Origin of the sequence: Saccharopolyspora erythraea, assembly GCF_018141105.1 — a bacterium.
GTDB lineage: Bacteria > Actinomycetota > Actinomycetes > Mycobacteriales > Pseudonocardiaceae > Saccharopolyspora_D > Saccharopolyspora_D erythraea_A.
In genome coordinates this window covers 3,389,634-3,405,519 of record NZ_CP054839.1, presented here as the reverse complement: position 1 = coordinate 3,405,519, position 15,886 = coordinate 3,389,634, and the positions used below count along the sequence as shown (strand labels likewise).

The window sequence follows — 15,886 nt, the reverse complement described above, 5'->3', positions numbered from 1 at the left end:
TCCGTGCGTGTCAGGAGGGTTGGTGGACGTCCTCGCGGACGGTGAGGGCACGGCCGATGCGGGCCTCGACCTTCGCGAACCTCCAGAGCTTGGACCCGCTGTCACCGACCGGGGTGGTGCGCAAGAGGTTGCACGCCGCCTTGACCGTTTCCGGTGAGTCGACGTCGGCGAGGATGTAGCAGGTCCACGGCCACCCGTCGGACGGTCCGACCATGTGGGAGTCGTCGTCGATGTCGCCGATGAAGCTCACCCCCTGCAGTGCCTTGAGCTGCTCCAGCATGGACACGAACGCCGTCCAGACGTCGCCGGTGCCGATGCCGTCGGTGGGCAGGTCGGAGAAGTTCTGGTTGATGCCGATGCAGAACAGCACTCGGAGTGGCTGCGTGCCCATGCCGGTCTTCCTTTCGTCACCGGGTCGGTCGGCTCAGCGAAAGCCGGGGGTCGTGGGCGGTAGTCCCATGAGCACGGCGCCGGCGGACTCATACATCGACGGCCCGAGGAAGGCGTGCTGTTTGGGGACCAGCGCGTCGCCCAGCAGGAGCTGCAGCGGGTTGCTGCGATAGATCGGTGCGGTGCCGGAGACCTCGACCAGGCGGCTGACGACGTCGGAGGAGGTCTTGGCCAGGTGGGCCGAGGCGAGGCGGAGATGCGCGTTCTGCTCGTCGGTGGCGCTGTCTCCGGCGACGACGGTCTCCCACACCTCGTGGCTGAGCTCGTAGAACCAGGCCCTCGCCGAGCGGAGCGCAGCCTCGGCGGCCGCGATCTCGGCACGGTAGTAGGGCCGTTCGGCCAGCTTGGGCGCACCCGTGACGCCGGCGTAGCCGCTGCCGGCCTCCTCGGCGTGGTTCAGGGCGGCACGCGCGACTCCCGCGCCGACGACCGCGAGAACCTGCGCGGCGTAGGCGATGCCCGGGTAGTGGTAGAGCGGCTCGTCGACGGTGGGCTCTCCCCCGCGGATGAACGTCCACTCCCGCGGCACCTCGACATCGCGGACGACGAGGTCGAAGGAACCCGTCGCGCGCATTCCGACGACATCCCAGTCCTGAACGATCTCGACCTGCTCGGGACGGAGCAGCGCGGTGCGCGGCTTGCCCGCGGTGGAGTCGTCGCCGGGGATGCCGACACCGAGCACGTCCGCGCCCATGCAGCCGCTGGCGAACTTCCAGTGCCCGTTGACCAGGAAGCCGCTTCCGGTGGGCGCGGCCGGCTGGACCGGGAACAGACCGCCCGCGAAGACCACGTCCGGGCCATCCCGATAGAGCTCGGCCTGGGTCGCCAGCGGAAGCGCGGCCAGGTAGATCAGGGAGGAACCGAAGCTGGCCACCCAGCCGGTGGACCCGTCGACCACCGAGATCCGCTCGATCCGGTCCAGGAAGTCGGCGGGCGCCATGGGCTCGCCGCCGAACCTCGCCGGGGTGGCGGCGCGGTAGAGGCCGAGCTGCTCGAGGCGTGCGACGAAGTCCTTCGGAACGAAGCGCTGCTCGGCGAACTCCGCCCGCCGCTCGGCGAGCTCCGCCAGCACGTCGTCGAAGGTGACGGTGTCACCCGTGCGGTGACGCGGCGCCCTGGGACCAACCTCCTGGGTTTGCACCATTGACTGCTCCTCACCGTTTGCGAACTCGTGGCTGACATTACGAAGGAGAGTAGGGCGCGCGGTATTGGTGGTGCCTCTCCCGGAATAGGGGATTTCTTCAGCCCCGCGGCAGTCCCGCCGGTCCTACGCTGGCGGGATGCAGGTCGACCCGCACGCTCCCGAACTCACGGCGGACGACTTCGTGGCGATGACGAACGCCACCCGGATGTGCGTGCTCGTCCACGACGCGGCCACCAAGAACATCCTCTGGGCCAACCCCGCGGCCTGCGCGTTGCTCGGGTGGAGCGTCGCCGAGCTACGACCGCTCAAGGCCAACGACATGAGCAGCTCGGCCCAGCAGTACGACCGGGTGATCGGCCGGCGTCGTTCGCACACTGATCAACTGAAGTCTCCTCGGGAGGCTTGCGGGCCTGACCCGGCATCAACCGGCAGCTTCGGTCAGGGCGGTGTCGAGGATCGCCAAGCCGCGGTCGATCTCGACGTCGGTGGTGGTCAGCGGCGGAGCGATGCGGAACGTCCCGCCCATGCCGGGCAGCTGCACGATGTTCATGTGCAGCCCGAGCTCGGCGCAGCGGCGGGTGACGGCGGCGCCGAGCTTGTCGGCGTCCCCGCCGCTCGGCCCGTCCCCCAGCAGCTCCAGCCCGACCAGCAGGCCGCGCCCGCGGACGTCACCGATCACCGGGTGCTTCCCGGCGAGCTCGTCCAGCCCGCCCCGCAACCGGTCGCCGAGCTCGCGGGCGCGCAGATCGAGGCGATCACGCGTCAGCACGTCCAGGACGGTGTTGCCGACCGCGGCGGGCAGCGGGTCGTTGACGTGCGTGGTGAAGAACAGGAACCCGCGGTCGTGGGCCTCCTGCTCGATCCCGGCACTGGTCAGCACGGCGGCGAGGGGCAGCCCGGCGCCGAGGGTCTTGGACAGGGTGAGGATGTCCGGGACGACGCCGTCGCGCTCGAACGCGTACCAGTCACCGGTGCGGCACAGCCCGGTCTGGGCCTCGTCCACGATCAGCAGCATGCCCCGCTCGTGGCACTTGTCCCGCAGCGCGGCCAGGTAACCCGGCGGGAGGTCGATGACACCTCCGGAACTCAGGATCGGCTCGACCAGGCACGCCGCGAGGCTGCCGACCGACTGGGCGTCGATCAGGTCGAAGCCGAGGTCGAGCTGACGGCGCCAGTCGAGGTTCCCGTCGGCGTCGACGATGTCGGGCCGGAACCGGTCGGGAACCGGCAGGGCGAAGTTGCCGGGCGTAGCGGGCCCGTACCCGGCCCGCCCGGCGCTGTAGGTGGCGTTCGCGGCGGCCTGGGTCATGCCGTGCCAGGACCGGGCGAACGAGACGACCTCGTGCCCACCGGTGACCAGCTTGGCCATCCGCAACGCGGCTTCGTTCGCCTCCGCCCCCGTGGTCAGCAACATGGCCTTCTCCAGCGGCTCCGGCAGCGTCCCCGCGAGCCGCCGGGCGAGATCGACGACCGGGCGGCTCAGCATTCCGCTGTAGAGGTGGTCGAGCCGGCCGACCTGCTCGCGAACGGTCGCGACGATCTCCGGGTGCGCGTGGCCGAGGATGGCGCTCATCTGACCCGAGGTGAAGTCGAGCAGTTCGCGGCCGTCCTCGGTGACCACCGAGCTGCCCTCGGCGCGGTCGATGATCTCGGGGCTGAAGGCCCCGCGGCCCGAGTAGCGGACCAGGTGGCGTTCGGCGGCGGCGCGCACGGTGTCGTCCAGCATGGCTTCGACGCTACGAACGGACCTCGCTACGCGTCCATCACACGATTTCGACGATCCTGTTCGACGGAACCGCACAATGAGTCCATGCTGAACCCGTGGCGCCTGCGCCTGCTCGGCCTGCTCGACACCCTCGGCACCGTCCGAGCCGTGGCCGAGACGCTGCATCTGAGCCCGTCGACCGTGTCGCAGCAGCTCACCGTGCTCGAGAACGAGACCCGCAGCCGGCTGCTGGAACGGTCCGGGCGCCGGGTGCGACTGACCCGGGCCGGAATCGTCCTCGCCCGGCGGGGCCGCGAGATCCTGGACCGCATGGCCGAGGCCGAAGCCGAGCTGCGCGCCATGAACGACGAGCCGATCGGCACCGTCCGGCTCGGGGTCTTCCAGAGCGCGATCCACACCCTCGCCGTCCCGGCCACCACCCGGCTGGCGGAGTCGCACCCGCACCTGAACGTCGAGCTGGTCGAGTCCGAGCCGCACGAGAGCAGCCCCGCGCTGCGCACCGGCGAGCTGGACGTCATCGTCACCACCACCGACTACGTCAAGTTCCCGTGGGACCGCGATCTCGAGATCATCCCGCTCGGGATCGACCCGGTGGTGCTGGTCCTGCCGTCCGACCACCCGCTGACCCGCCGCCGGGTGGTCGACCTCGCCGCGTGCGCGACGGAATCGTGGGCCTGCGACCGTCCAGGCTCGTACATGGCCGAGCTGACCCAGCGGCTGTGCCGCGAGTCAGGCTTCGAGCCCCGCGTGGCCTGCCGGTTCAGCAACTACCTGATGCTGCTCCAGCACGTCGAGGCCGGCCGCTCGGTCACGTTGCTGCCCGCCCTCGCCGTCGCCCCCGACCACGCAGTCGCCACTCGCGAGCTGACCACGCCGGTGCACCGCAACGTCGCGATCGTGCGGCGCCGGCGAACAGCCCTCCGCGCGGCCGTGGACGCCGTCGTCGAGACGCTGCTCGACCACCCGCACATCCCCGCCCTGTCCGCACCCGGCTCCGCGCGACGCCCCTGATCGCGTCGGCTAGCCGCAGCAGCTACTGCTTTCCCGGCAGAAGCAGGAAGCCGAAATCGACGCGTCGGCACGAGCGAGTGCGACATCCAGTTGCGGCTTGATCATCCGCGCCTCGGTCGTGCGCTGCAATCGCGTGTAGCACTCGTGCAGACCCACCAGCGCCCACACGTTGTTCGGGTGCCGGTTCGCACGGATGATCGTGTCGTCGAGGCCCAGGTCGGCTTCGTAGGCCGCGGCAGCCTCCTCGACCTGCCCCTGCTCCAGCAGCAGCGCGCCCAGCGCGTGCCTGCTGGGCATCATCCAGCCCCATGGTTCGTCGTAGGGCAGGTTGTCCTCGTTCTCGACGGCCTTGCGCAGGTGCGCGAAGGCGAGCGCGTGGTTTCCCTTGTGGTACTCGACCTCTCCAGTGAGCATCTCCCTGGCGACGGCGAGGATGTCGTGGCACTCCACGACGTGCAGGCGCCGGGTCTCCGGCACCTTCGCGGCCGCCTCCTCGAACAGCCGCTGCGCCTGGGCCGCCTCGTCGTGCTGCTTGAGGTTGGCGTGCGCGATGGCCTTGCCGTAGTGGTTCATCGCCGTGGTCATGCAGTACAGCTCCGGCTCGTCCGGCAGCGGATCGGCGATGAGCTCCCGCCACCTGCCGAAGCGCACGAGCGCATGCGTCTCGACCGACATGTAGGCCTCGAGCCAGTCGGCCATCGGCGGGCTCTGCAGCCGCACCAGTTCGTCCGGGATGGTCTCCAGCATCGTGCGCGCGGCCTCCATCGCCGGCTCGAACCGGCCGAGCAGCATCGCCCCGTGCATCTTGAAGTGGTAGTTGTGCACCCGGTAGAGCGAGTAGAAGTTCAGCGCTCCCGCGTACTCCCAGTACTTGACGTCCTTCTCGATGCCGATGTGGTTCCAGTCCACGACGTCCTGGTAGTTGCCGCACAGCACGTCGATGTGGGTCGGCATGTGCGCCAGGTGCCCGGAGTCCGGGACCAGCCGGCGCAGTTCGTCGGCGACGCGCAGCGCTGCCTCGGGAGTACCCGACATCTCCATGAGGTGGATGTAGAGGTGCCAGATCCCCGGATGCGGCCGATCGCCGCGACCGCGCACGACCTCGATGCCGTGCTCGAGAAGCGCCTTGCACTCCAGGGTGTCCGCGCCGGGCGCGGGATCGCCGGAGCGCAGGTCCCACATGTTCCACGGCGTGCGGTTCAGCATCGCCTCGGCAGCCAGCGTGATCACGTCAGGATCGTCGGGGAACCGCCGGACGACCTCCCGCATCGCATCGGTGTAGGCATCGCTCCACACGGACAGATCCGGTGCGGGCGTATCGGCCTGATAACGCGCCTCCAAAGCCGTGATCAGCGCCTGCTCGACCTCGGAAGCACCGGCCATCGCGCTCCGCGCCTTCGCGACTGCGTCTCGCGACCGCCGCAGCGTCTCGGTGATCTCCTGCTCGTCGAACAGCTCCCACGGCTTGTTGTAGTTCGGACCGATGGCGTAAGCGATGCCCCAATGCGCCATCGCGCAGTCCGGATCGTGTTCGAGCGCCTTCCGGAAACAGGCGTCGGCCTCTTCGTGGACGTAACCGAACGTCCAGTTCAGGCCCCGGTCGAACCACTTCTGCGCCGCCGGCGAAGAAGTCGTCACCGGGCGGCCGTACGAACCCAGGTCGAAAGCGTACTCACCCATCGCTTCTCCAGCTCCCCAGACGAAGTCCCGCCCCGCGAGGCTACGAAGACCTGGTCTCGGGGACAACGACGTTCCACCCATCGCGTCCCGCCCTGCGGATTCCGTAGTCGGTCAGGTTCGACGTCGGTGGCCACCGTCGCCGTGCGCGACGCCGTCCACGTGCGAGGCGCACAAGTCAAATCGAGTCCACTCCTGGCTCTTGCCAGGACGACGGCACCCCCATACGATCCCGATCCGCCTGACGACAGGGACGGGGCCGCCGAACAGCTCGTCGCCGACCACCGCGCTTCCGGGCGCCACATCCCGGGCTTCGGCCACCGCTTCCACCCACGAACCCGCGTCGCGATCCGCTCCTGACACTGGTCGAAGACGCCGTCGACAACGGCGAGGTACCGGGCTGGGCGCTACGCGCCGGCACCGCCCTCGAACGCGCGCTGGCCCGCGGTCGCAGCCGCCCCGTCCCGATGAACATCGACGGCGCCACCGCGATCGTCTTCAGCGAACTCGGCTTCCCACCCGAACTCGGCCGCGGCCTGTTCGTCCTCTCCCGCAGCATCGGCATCCTCTCCCACGCCTGGGAGGAGAAATCAGCAGGTACCCGCATCAAGGGGCCACTGCCCCGCCCGCTGCTGCCCGACTACAACGGTCCCGCTCACCACGACCTGAGCGACAGAAACTCCACCTGATCGCGGCGGGAAACCGGGCGCTGTCGCTGGTCGTTGCCCCTTGCTGTCAGCCGCCGGCCACATCGGCAACGGCAGACGGGTGCCGAGCGAGCAGTTCGTCGAGGCGTGAACCGACCTCCGCGCAGTTGCGTCGCACGACGGACAGGAACGCCGCCAGCACCGGCGACCGATCGGTCACGCGGAAGGACATCTGCAGATCCGGCAGCCGGAACCGGGGTTCGACGTCGCAGAACCAGATGTCGTCGCGGGCTATCAGCCGCATGCGGTGCGGGCCGAGCCCGACTCCGACGCAGCACGCGGCCAGCCCGGCGATCGTGTGGATGTCGCGCGCCATCGTGGCGCCGTCGAGGACGGCCGGGTGCGGCCCGAACACCGGTCTCAGGTAGGAGCTCGCCGCGTCCGGGCTGACCACGAGCGGCTCCCGGCCCAGCTGCTCGACATCGATGGACGGGCGCCCGGCGAAGGGATGCGCAGCGGATACCACGGCCACCAGATGATCCGCGCCGATCGGCACGGTGACGAGGTCCTCCACTCCGGTACCGCGAGGGCTGCCCCGCCCGACGGCAACGTCCAGCTCGCCGGCGAGAAGGGCCGCCGTCCCCGTGGGGGTGTCGAGTTCCTGGAGCGAGAGCCGGACCTGCGGGTGGGTGCGGCGGAACCGGCCGAGCACTCCCGGCAGCGGGTCGAGCAGCGCGGACCCGATGAACCCGATCCGCAGCCGCCCGGTTTCCCCGCGCGCCGCCCGGCCCGCGTCGACCTGCGCGAGTCTCATCTCGGCGAGTGCGCTGCGCGCCCGGGTGAGGAAGGCTTCTCCGGCGGCGGTCGGCAGCACCCCGCGCGAGGTGCGGTGGAACAGCCGCTCACCCACCTCTCGTTCCAAAGCGGCGATCTGGGTCGACAACGGAGGCTGGGCGATCCCCAGCGACGCCGCCGCGCGGCCGAAATGCTGGTGCTCGGCGAGCGCGAGCGCGTAGCGGAGGTGACGGGCTTCCACTCCCCCACCATATGTCTGAGATATCGCAGAGGCGGTCGTGAGATATATCGATGGATGAGCTGGCGGCAAAGGTGTGACCTGGTGCGGTACGTGATCACCACTCCAGAAGGGCCCCGACGTGACCCGTCCGTCCTCGTCCGAGACCGTCGTCCTGTTCGTCCACGGTGCATGGCATTCCTCGCTGCACTGGGCGGCAACGCTGCGCGCCCTGGCGCGCCACGACCTCGCCGGCATCGCCATCGACCTGCCTGGCAGCGGGCTCGGCGCGCCGGTCCCCACCGGCTATCTCCAGCCCGGGCAGCCGGGACTCGCCAGTGAGAAGTCGGCGCTGGCCGGGGTCACGCCGGCTCAGATCACCGACGTCGTGCTGGACGCGCTGGCCGCGGTCCGCACCCGGTTCCGCAACGTGGTGCTGGTCGCCCACAGCGCAGGCGGGGCCCCTGCCTCCGCCGCCGCCGAGCGGGCCCCCGAACTCGTCGACCACCTCGTGTACCTCTCCTCGTTCGTCCCCGCGGGCCGTCCCCGGTTCTCCGACTACATCGAGGCGGAACAGAACGCGGGCGCGGTCCGGATCCCGCCGCTCGGGGACCCGGCCGAGCTGGGCGCCTTCCGGATCAACCCGCTGTCGCCCGACCCAGCCGATATCGACGTCATCCGCCGAGCCTTCCTGAACGATCTTCCCGCGACCGCTCCCGACACCTGGCGGCAGTTCCTGCACCCGGACCAGCCCTTCACGAGCGTCACCACACCGGTACCGGTCTCGCCCGAACGCTGGGGACGGATCCCCCGCACGTTCATCCGGCTGACCGACGACCTGGCGCTCCCGCTCGTCACCCAGGACTTGATGATCGACGAGGCCAACCAGGTGGTGCCGGACCTCCCGCTGCAGGTCCGCACCCTGCCGGGCGGCCACTCACCGTTCGTTACCCGGCCAGCGGAGCTCGCGGCGGTGCTCGCGAGCGTCGCCTTGCAGAGGGCCGCCCGATGACGCTCCTGCGTGCACCGGCTCCGGCACGACGACTCCTCCTGCCGATCATCCTGTCCGGCACCTTCGTCCAGCTGTTCAGCGTGACGGTCATGCAGGTGGCCGTGGTCGACGTGCAGCGTGATCTCGGCGCCGGCGAAGGCGAGAGCCAGCTCGTTCTCACCGGCTACACGCTCACCTACGCCTGCTCGCTGATCATCTCGGCTCGGCTGGGAGACCGGTACGGCTACCGGAGGATGTTCGTCGCCGGGATGGCGCTGTTCACCGTCGCCTCGGTCGGGTCGGCCGCGGCACCGGAAGCCTGGCTGCTGGTCGCGGGCCGCCTCGTGCAGGGCGTCGGCAGCGGGCTCGTGGCACCCCAGATCCTGTCGATCATCCAGTCGGCGCTGCCCGCGAGCCACCGGCCAGCCGCGCTGAGCGCCTACGGGGCGACCATGGCGGCGGCGTCGCTGGCGGGTCCGGTGCTCGGTGGTGTGCTGATCCAGCTCAACCCGCTGGGCTTGGGCTGGCGGGCCGCGATGCTGGTGGCAGTACCCGTCGGAGTCGCCGCCCTCCTGCTGTCACCGTCGCTGCCCACCAGCCGGAAAGGGCCTGGGGCGAAGCGCATCGATCCGGTCGGCGCGGTCCTGAGCCTTCTGGGACTGGGCCTGCTGGTGCTGCCCCTGTCGGTAGGGCGCGATGCCGGGTGGCCGATGTGGACGTGGGTGAGTTTGGCGTCGGCATTGGTCTTGATGACCGCGTTCGTGTTCTCCCAGCGCAGGGTGGCGGACCCGCTCGTGCACCCCTCCACGCTGGCCGAGCCCGCGACGAGATGGGGCTTGGGGATCGTCTTCGTCTTCAACGCGGGAGTGCCGTCCTTCACGCTGCTGCTGTCGATGCACCTGCAGGGCGCGCAGGGCTGGAGTGCGCTCGGGACCGGGCTGACCATCACGCCGTACGCCATCGGGGCTCTGGTCGGCAGCGGGATCGCGAACGTCCTGGGGAGGCGCTTCGGCCCCGGGATCCTCTCCGCGTCCGCCGTCACGATGGCGTTGGTGTCCCTCGTCGTCGCGGCGATCACGGGTGAGGACAGCCTGCTGTGGGTGCTCTGGCTCGCTCTGTTCCTCGGCGGCACAGGGTTCGGGGTGTTCACCGCCTCGGCGTTCACCCACGTCATCGCCAGGGTTCGCGCCGAGGCCGCCACATCGGTCTCGGGCCTGCTCCCGACAGCGCAGCAGCTCGGCGGGACGCTGGGCGTCACGCTCGCCGGCATCGCCTACTCGGTGCCCGCCACCAGCACCGACGACGCGCTGTGGCACGCCATGACCTACGAGGCCGCGACGTTCGCCCTGGCCGCGGTCTTCACGGTCGGCCTGACCGGCGGAATGGCTGGTCGCGCAACTCGAGCGGCACCAGCACGACCGTGCCCGAAGACCTGCTAGACGGGAAGGTGCAGTGCCGACAGGTGGGTGCCGTCGCGGAGGACGGTGAGCGACGGCGGCCGTCCGTGCGGGACCTGGGCGCAGTGATCGGCATCGATGCCTGCGATGGAAAGCCGGATCCTGCTGCCGGTTGCGAGTTGCCAAGCCGTGGGCAACAGGGGGATGCGGACGTGTTCGGGTTCGCCCGGGGTGAGCGGTTCGGCGTCGTCGCGGCGGAAGGTGCGGTAGGGCCAGGTCGTGCGGTAGTGGGTCGGGGCTGGTGCTTCGCGTCGGTGGAGGAGGCGAAGCAGTCCTTCCGTGACGTACCGGTGAGTGCCGTCGGCTTCGATTTCGGTCAGGTAGACGAACAATGCGGCGTCGGGTTCGGTCGCACTGATCCAGAGGTCGGCGTTGGCGTGTCCAGCGAGTGCGACCGGTGCCGGCAGGGGTTCGGACGTGTAGCTGAGCATCTCGTCGGTCCGGCCCTGCCAGGTGGTGTAGTAACTCCTGGCGTCGACGGCGGCGATGCGTTCGTAGCGGGTGTCGTTTCCCGTTCCGATGCTGAAATCGACCTGATAAGTGTCCGCAGTGGACTCGCTCGGCTCCGGTTCGTCCTGGGAAAGGTGGTGTCCTGCGGCCAGGTAGAGCGTCTGGTGGTGGTCGATCGGTGGCCAGGACTCCGTGGCGTGCCATTGCTCGTCGTGCAACGAGTAGTAGTGGACCGGTGATTCGGCGTCCAGACCGGTGTTGCGGCCGAGGAGGTAATGGTCGAAGAACCGCAGTACATCGCCCCACCACGAGGGATCGGCGGCCTCGCCCTTCCGCCAGGGTGAGATGTCGACACGGGCCCCGTGGTCCCACGGTCCGAGCATCAGGTGACGAGGGTTGTCTGCGAGGGTGAGGTATCGGGAGATCGCGCCGTTCATGTATCCGGCCCCGTCGAACCAGCCGGAGACGGAGTACACGGCGACATCGTCCGGGATCTCGTCGGCCAGCGAGCAGGGGCTGAACGTGGCCGAGCTGAACGTGGGATCGTAGGCAAGGGGCTCTTCCCGGAAGCGGAACTCCGGCATGAAGTCGACTTGCCGGAAGTTCCCGAGGTGCTGGTGGATCGCCTGTGCCAGCTGGGTCCCGTCGGGGTCGTCATCGACCGGTTGCGGACCGCGGAAATCCGGGTGGCTCCAGTAGGCGAAGTTCTTCTGCAGGTCGCGCCGGTCGTGGTCGAGCGCGACCATCAGGTCGTCGTAGCTGCGGGTCAGCGAGGTGAGCTGGATCCCGCCCGGGAAGTAGTTGTCGGTGTAGGTGTCCCACACCGAGAACAGCGGCGCGATCGCTTTGACGGCAGGATGCCCGGTGGCGGCGAGGAAGTCGGAGGCCGCGCCGAGGTAGGAGATGCCGGTGGCACCGATGGTCTCGTCGGACCAGGGCTGCCGGACGATCCAGTCGGCGACTTCGGCACTGTCGGTGCGCTCGCGAGGCGAGCGGAAGCTGTCGCGGGTGCCGAAACTGGCACCGGTGCCCCGGACGTCGACGACGACCAGCGCGTAGCCCCGTGGCACGAACAGGTCGCGGTAGACGGCGATGTTCGGGCAGTTCTCCGCATCGGACCCCGGTGCGGTCCGGATGCGGCGGTAGTACGGGGTGAAGACGACGATGGTGGAAAACGGCCCAGTCGCGACGCTCCCCCGACCGTCGTGCGGCAGGTACACATCGACGGCGAGTCGACAGCCGTCCCGCATGGTCAGGTACTCCGACCACGGTGCAGTGGTCGTGTACTCGACCGGCCGGCTCGCCAGGTACGCGCCGGGGGTGATGTGCCAAGCCGGCCGTGCCGCATCGTCGGTGTCCACGTGCGTACTGCTCCTCTGGTCCGGTCGGGTCACGAATGGTTGCCGCGCCGGAGTTTCTCCACCTGCGCGAAGACCCGGTCGTGACGTTTGATGGCGGCCTTGCCGGTGTCTCCGGCCTGCTCGGTCAGTTCGGCGAGAACCGCATGGACGACCGCGGTGGTGGGGGTCAGCGTCGGGAAGTGCGAGACGCCCTCAGCCGGGACGACGACCTGGTGGTCGGCCAGCCGGGTCAACGGGGTGCTGTGCGAATCGGAGATCACGCACACCGTGCTGCCTTGATCACGGGCGACGGTGGCCGCGGCGAGCACGTCGGCCGTGAGTCGCCAGGGATGCAGGATGACCAGCGCATCCCCTGGCCGCAGCAGGCCCAGGCTCGTGATCAGGTTGCGGCCGCCGTGATCGGCCAGGTCGACGGTGAAGCCCAGCCGGGACGCGACGTGGACGAGCTGGGTCAGCGGTCCCGCGAAGCTTCCGGAACCGACGGCGAGGGTCCGGCCGGCGGTGGCGATCGCGGTCGCGATGGCCCGGCAGGCCGACACGTCGAGGGTGCGTGCGGTCTCGGTCAGGGCATCGAGATCGTTGCGCAACGCGCGGACGATCGGATCGGCGTTGTCGCTGTCCTGGTGCAGATCCAGCAGTGCGGTCGCGTCGAGGGACGACAGGTACCTGCTGCGCAGCTCCGCCTGCAGTTCGGGCCAGCCCGCGAACCCTATCGCCTTCGCGGTGCGCACCACCGTGCTGGCATCGGTGCCGACCCGGGCACCGAGCTGCGATGCCGAGGCGTAGGCGCAGAACTTCGGGTTGCGCGCGAGGAGATCGACGACCTGGCGGGCCTTCGGCCCCATGGTTGTCGTGTCGGCGCGCTCCCGCACCCAGCCTTCCAGGCCCATCCGTGCCCTTCTTCCTCGTCGCGGCCACCGGTTCGGACGTGAGGGTAGGGCCTGCCCGATCGCAATGCAACGATCGTTGCCTCTGGCTGAAATATGCCATACGTTGCATCCTCACATCGCCGGTGAGATCCCCGTCCGCACTCGCCGACCGGACTCCGCTTGCTGAGGAGACTGCCCGTGAGCGACCGCCATGCAGCACCCGCATCGAGATCGTCGGCCACCGGTGTGCTCGGGCTCATCGAACGAGCCGGGAACCTGCTTCCTCATCCCTTCCTGCTGTTCGCGATCCTCAGTGCGCTGCTCGCCGTGGCCAGCTGGGCGTTGTCCGCACTCGGTGTCAGTGCCGTGTCGCCGGCCAGCGGAAAGCTCATCACCGCGCAGAACCTGCTCTCCGACGCCGGCCTCCAGCTGGTCGTCGGCGACCTGATCGAGAACTTCACCTCGTTCCCGCCGCTGGGCACCGCGTTGGTCGTCATGCTCGGGGTGGCGGTCGCGGACAAGAGCGGCCTGCTGCACACGGCCATCCGGGCCAGCCTCTCGCGCGTCTCGCCGCGCTGGGTGACCTTCGTGCTGGCGCTGGTCGCGATGTTCGCCCACGTTGGAGCTGATGCCGCCTACATCGTGCTGATCCCCCTCGGCGGGGTGGTGTTCCGGGCCGCCGGGCGCAGCCCGGTGCTGGGCATCGTCGTGGCGCTGGTCGCGATTTCCGGTGGTAGCGCGGCAAGTCCGATCCTCATCCCCAACGACGCGATCCTCGCCGGCCTCACCGAAGCGGCCGCCCACACCATCGATCCGGCCTACGTCGTCTCGCCCGCGGCGAACTACTTCTTCTCCGCCGTCTCGTCGATCCTGCTGGCAGCGGTGATCACGCTGGTCGTCGAGACCTACCTCGCCAAACGCGTCGACTTGCGGGTCGACGACGACGCCACCGAGCATCCAGAGCACGACACGGCGTTGCAGCTGAGCGCGGTCGAACGGCGTGGCATGCGCAACGCCGGAATCGCCGCCGCCGGGTTCGTCGTCGTCCTGACGGCGGCGGTGATTCCTCCTTGGTCGCCCCTGCGCGGCGAAGGAGGCTCCTTGCTCGAATCCCTCCTGGTCGCCGACATCGCCGTGTTCCTCGCGCTCTTCTTCGCGCTCGTCGGCATCGCCTACGGAGTGACCGTCGGTGAGATCAGGTCTGTTGGTGACGTACCCACCATGATGGCGGGCGGGATACGCGACATGGCACCGATCCTGGTGCTGTTCTTCGTCATCTCGCAGTTCCTGGCCTACTTCAAGTGGACCAGGGTCGGGGAGCTCATCGCGCTGCACGGTGCCGACGTGCTCCGCGCGGCCGGGGCGCACGGCGTGCTGCTCTTCGGCGGACTGCTGGTCGTCATCAGCCTGATCAACCTGTTCATCACGAGCGGGTCGGCGCAGTGGGCACTCGTCGCCCCGGTCTTCGTCCCGATGTTCATGCTGCTCGACATCCCACCGGAAACGACGCTCGCCCTGTACCGGATCGCCGACTCCTGCACCAACGTCGTCACCCCGATGAGCCCGTACTTCATCATGGCGCTCGGCTTCATCCAGCAGCACCGCAAGAAGGCCGGCATCGGCACGCTCGCCGCGATGACCACCCCACTCGCCGCCGCGATGTTCCTCTCCTGGACCGCACTGTTCTTCGGCTGGTGGGCGTTGGACATCCCGTTCGGGTTCGGCGGAACGGCACGCTGACCACTACCGAAAGGATGCTCGAGTTGGCCACCTCGCTGGTTCTGCGCAACGCTCACCTGCTCGACGTCGAATCCGGCACCTACCGGGAAGCCGACCTGGTGTGCGCCGACGGCCGGATCGCCGAATCCGACGGCCGCGCAGCCGGGTTCGCCGCGGCCACCGAAATCGACCTGCGCGGCGCGTACGTGCTGCCAGGGCTGATCGACGCCCACGTGCACGTCGCGGGGATCACCGCTGACACCACCGCCTTGCGCGGCTGGTCGCCGAGCTACATCGCGGCCGGCGCGGTGCGCAACATGGGCGCGATGCTGGACCGCGGCTTCACCACCGTCCGCGACGTCGGCGGCGCGGACTACGGGTTCGCCGCCGCACAGGTCGACGGGTTGATCCGCGGACCACGGCTCATATTCGGTGGCAAGGCGCTGAGCCAGACGGGCGGGCACGGCGACAAGCGCCCCGCCGGGATCCGGGTCTACGACGACCACCCGTTCTGCGGCGGTTCGAGCCGGGTCGCCGACGGCGTCGACGGCGTCCGGCTGGCCGCGCGCGACGAGCTGCGCCGCGGCGCCCACCACATCAAGGTGATGGCCTCCGGAGGAGTCGCTTCTCCGACCGACCACATCGACTCGACGCAGTACTCCATGGACGAACTGCGCGCGATCGTCGACGAGGCAGGGGCCGCCGGACGATATGTGACCGTGCACGCCTACCCACCGGCGGCGATCAACCGTGCGCTGGAGGCCGGAGTGCGCTGCGTCGAGCACGGAAACCTGTTGGACGACCGAGGCGTGCAGCTGCTCGTCGAACGCAACGCCTACCTGGTGCCGACCCTGGTCACCTACTGGGCGTTGCAGCGGGAGGGTATGGACCACGGGCTGCCCCAAAGCAGTTGGGACAAGGTCGCGCAGGTGCTCGAAGGCGGACTCGCCGCGCTCGAGCGCGCCGTGCGCGGCGGAGTCAACGTCGTGTTCGGCACCGACCTGCTCGGCGGGATGCAGCCGTACCAGCGCGAGGAGTTCCGCATCCGGGCCGAGGTGCAGAAGCCACTGGACATCGTCCGCTCCGCCACGACCGTGGCCGCGGACCTGCTCCGGATGCCCGGGGAGATCGGAACTCTCGCCTCCGGCGCCCACGCCGACCTGGTAGTCCTGGACACCGATCCGCTGGCCGACATCACTGCCCTCACCAAACCCCTGCGCTTGGTGGTCCAAGCGGGCGAAATCGTCCACCAGGCCACCTGACGCTGCCGCTCTGCTGAAAGGTCCGTGATCGACTCCGCGATGTCGAACAGCTCGGCGAACCAGGTCACCTGTGCCACCCGCACCAGCGGGCAGATGAGCCCGACGCGCAC

The 15,886-nt window shown here is 69.4% G+C and carries 13 protein-coding genes; 6 read left to right on the top strand and 7 right to left on the bottom strand.

What is annotated here, in order from left to right:
- Positions 1 to 10 precede the first annotated feature (10 nt).
- From HUO13_RS15570 to HUO13_RS15560, 3 genes are all read right to left on the bottom strand, one after another.
- The gene (locus tag HUO13_RS15570) at positions 11 to 391 is read right to left on the bottom strand and encodes a hypothetical protein (RefSeq protein WP_211902050.1); all 381 of its coding nucleotides are present in this window, start codon (positions 389 to 391) and stop codon (positions 11 to 13) included.
- Between the two features lie 33 nt (positions 392 to 424).
- Positions 425 to 1,594 (bottom strand): acyl-CoA dehydrogenase family protein, encoded by a 1,170-nt coding sequence (locus HUO13_RS15565; protein WP_211902049.1) that lies wholly within the window; start codon positions 1,592 to 1,594, stop codon positions 425 to 427.
- 421 nt (positions 1,595 to 2,015) lie between these two features.
- Positions 2,016 to 3,320 carry an aspartate aminotransferase family protein gene (locus HUO13_RS15560; protein ID WP_211902048.1) on the bottom strand — a complete coding sequence of 435 codons (1,305 nt, stop codon included), beginning with the start codon at positions 3,318 to 3,320 and terminating at the stop codon, positions 2,016 to 2,018.
- Between the two features lie 84 nt (positions 3,321 to 3,404).
- Between HUO13_RS15560 and HUO13_RS15555 the strand changes: the two genes are divergently transcribed.
- Positions 3,405 to 4,331, top strand: a complete 927-nt coding sequence (locus HUO13_RS15555) for a LysR substrate-binding domain-containing protein (RefSeq protein WP_211902047.1) — start codon at positions 3,405 to 3,407, stop codon at positions 4,329 to 4,331.
- A 9-nt stretch (positions 4,332 to 4,340) separates the two neighbouring features.
- On the opposite strand, the gene HUO13_RS15550 is transcribed toward HUO13_RS15555, so the two are convergent.
- A complete protein-coding gene (locus tag HUO13_RS15550; protein WP_211902046.1) occupies positions 4,341 to 6,011 on the bottom strand; it encodes a tetratricopeptide repeat protein in 1,671 nt (556 codons plus the stop codon).
- Positions 6,012 to 6,364: 353 nt separating this feature from the next.
- Between HUO13_RS15550 and HUO13_RS37440 the strand changes: the two genes are divergently transcribed.
- Entirely contained in the window at positions 6,365 to 6,697 is a 333-nt protein-coding gene (locus tag HUO13_RS37440; RefSeq protein WP_349253382.1) for a citrate/2-methylcitrate synthase, read from the top strand.
- Positions 6,698 to 6,743: 46 nt separating this feature from the next.
- Here the strand turns inward: HUO13_RS37440 and HUO13_RS15540 are convergent, their stop codons facing one another.
- Positions 6,744 to 7,691: a LysR family transcriptional regulator gene (locus HUO13_RS15540; protein ID WP_211902045.1), complete on the bottom strand. Its 948-nt coding sequence runs from the start codon at positions 7,689 to 7,691 to the stop codon at positions 6,744 to 6,746.
- 118 nt (positions 7,692 to 7,809) lie between these two features.
- Here HUO13_RS15540 and HUO13_RS15535 point away from each other — a divergent pair, with 118 nt between their 5' ends.
- Together HUO13_RS15535 and HUO13_RS15530 are read left to right on the top strand one after the other, a co-directional pair.
- Positions 7,810 to 8,679, top strand: a complete 870-nt coding sequence (locus HUO13_RS15535; protein ID WP_211902044.1) for an alpha/beta fold hydrolase — start codon at positions 7,810 to 7,812, stop codon at positions 8,677 to 8,679.
- Entirely contained in the window at positions 8,676 to 10,097 is a 1,422-nt protein-coding gene (locus HUO13_RS15530; RefSeq protein WP_211902043.1) for an MFS transporter, read from the top strand. Before HUO13_RS15535 ends, HUO13_RS15530 begins: the two co-directional genes overlap by 4 nt.
- Here the strand turns inward: HUO13_RS15530 and HUO13_RS15525 are convergent.
- Together HUO13_RS15525 and HUO13_RS15520 are read right to left on the bottom strand one after the other, a co-directional pair.
- Positions 10,094 to 11,926, bottom strand: a complete 1,833-nt coding sequence (locus HUO13_RS15525; protein WP_211902042.1) for a CocE/NonD family hydrolase — start codon at positions 11,924 to 11,926, stop codon at positions 10,094 to 10,096. The two genes, HUO13_RS15530 and HUO13_RS15525, sit on opposite strands and share 4 nt — an antisense overlap.
- A 29-nt stretch (positions 11,927 to 11,955) precedes the next feature.
- Complete coding sequence (locus tag HUO13_RS15520; RefSeq protein ID WP_211902041.1) at positions 11,956 to 12,816, bottom strand: MurR/RpiR family transcriptional regulator; 861 nt, start codon at positions 12,814 to 12,816, stop codon at positions 11,956 to 11,958.
- Between the two features lie 177 nt (positions 12,817 to 12,993).
- Here HUO13_RS15520 and HUO13_RS15515 point away from each other — a divergent pair, with 177 nt between their 5' ends.
- Both HUO13_RS15515 and HUO13_RS15510 read left to right on the top strand, forming a co-directional pair.
- Positions 12,994 to 14,535 carry an AbgT family transporter gene (locus tag HUO13_RS15515; RefSeq protein ID WP_211902040.1) on the top strand — a complete coding sequence of 514 codons (1,542 nt, stop codon included), beginning with the start codon at positions 12,994 to 12,996 and terminating at the stop codon, positions 14,533 to 14,535.
- 23 nt (positions 14,536 to 14,558) lie between these two features.
- Positions 14,559 to 15,776 (top strand): metal-dependent hydrolase family protein, encoded by a 1,218-nt coding sequence (locus HUO13_RS15510; RefSeq protein ID WP_211902913.1) that lies wholly within the window; start codon positions 14,559 to 14,561, stop codon positions 15,774 to 15,776.
- Positions 15,777 to 15,886 lie beyond the last annotated feature (110 nt).

What these genes read in the sequence shown, in the direction of transcription:
- HUO13_RS15570 (WP_211902050.1), bottom strand. Translation starts at nt 391, where the DNA reads ATGGGCACGCAGCCACTCCGAGTGCTGTTCTGCATCGGCATCAACCAG.
- HUO13_RS15565 (WP_211902049.1), bottom strand. Translation starts at nt 1,594, where the DNA reads ATGGTGCAAACCCAGGAGGTTGGTCCCAGGGCGCCGCGTCACCGCACG.
- HUO13_RS15560 (WP_211902048.1), bottom strand. Translation starts at nt 3,320, where the DNA reads ATGCTGGACGACACCGTGCGCGCCGCCGCCGAACGCCACCTGGTCCGC.
- HUO13_RS15555 (WP_211902047.1), top strand. Translation starts at nt 3,405, where the DNA reads ATGCTGAACCCGTGGCGCCTGCGCCTGCTCGGCCTGCTCGACACCCTC.
- HUO13_RS15550 (WP_211902046.1), bottom strand. Translation starts at nt 6,011, where the DNA reads ATGGGTGAGTACGCTTTCGACCTGGGTTCGTACGGCCGCCCGGTGACG.
- HUO13_RS15530 (WP_211902043.1), top strand. Translation starts at nt 8,676, where the DNA reads ATGACGCTCCTGCGTGCACCGGCTCCGGCACGACGACTCCTCCTGCCG.
- HUO13_RS15520 (WP_211902041.1), bottom strand. Translation starts at nt 12,816, where the DNA reads ATGGGCCTGGAAGGCTGGGTGCGGGAGCGCGCCGACACGACAACCATG.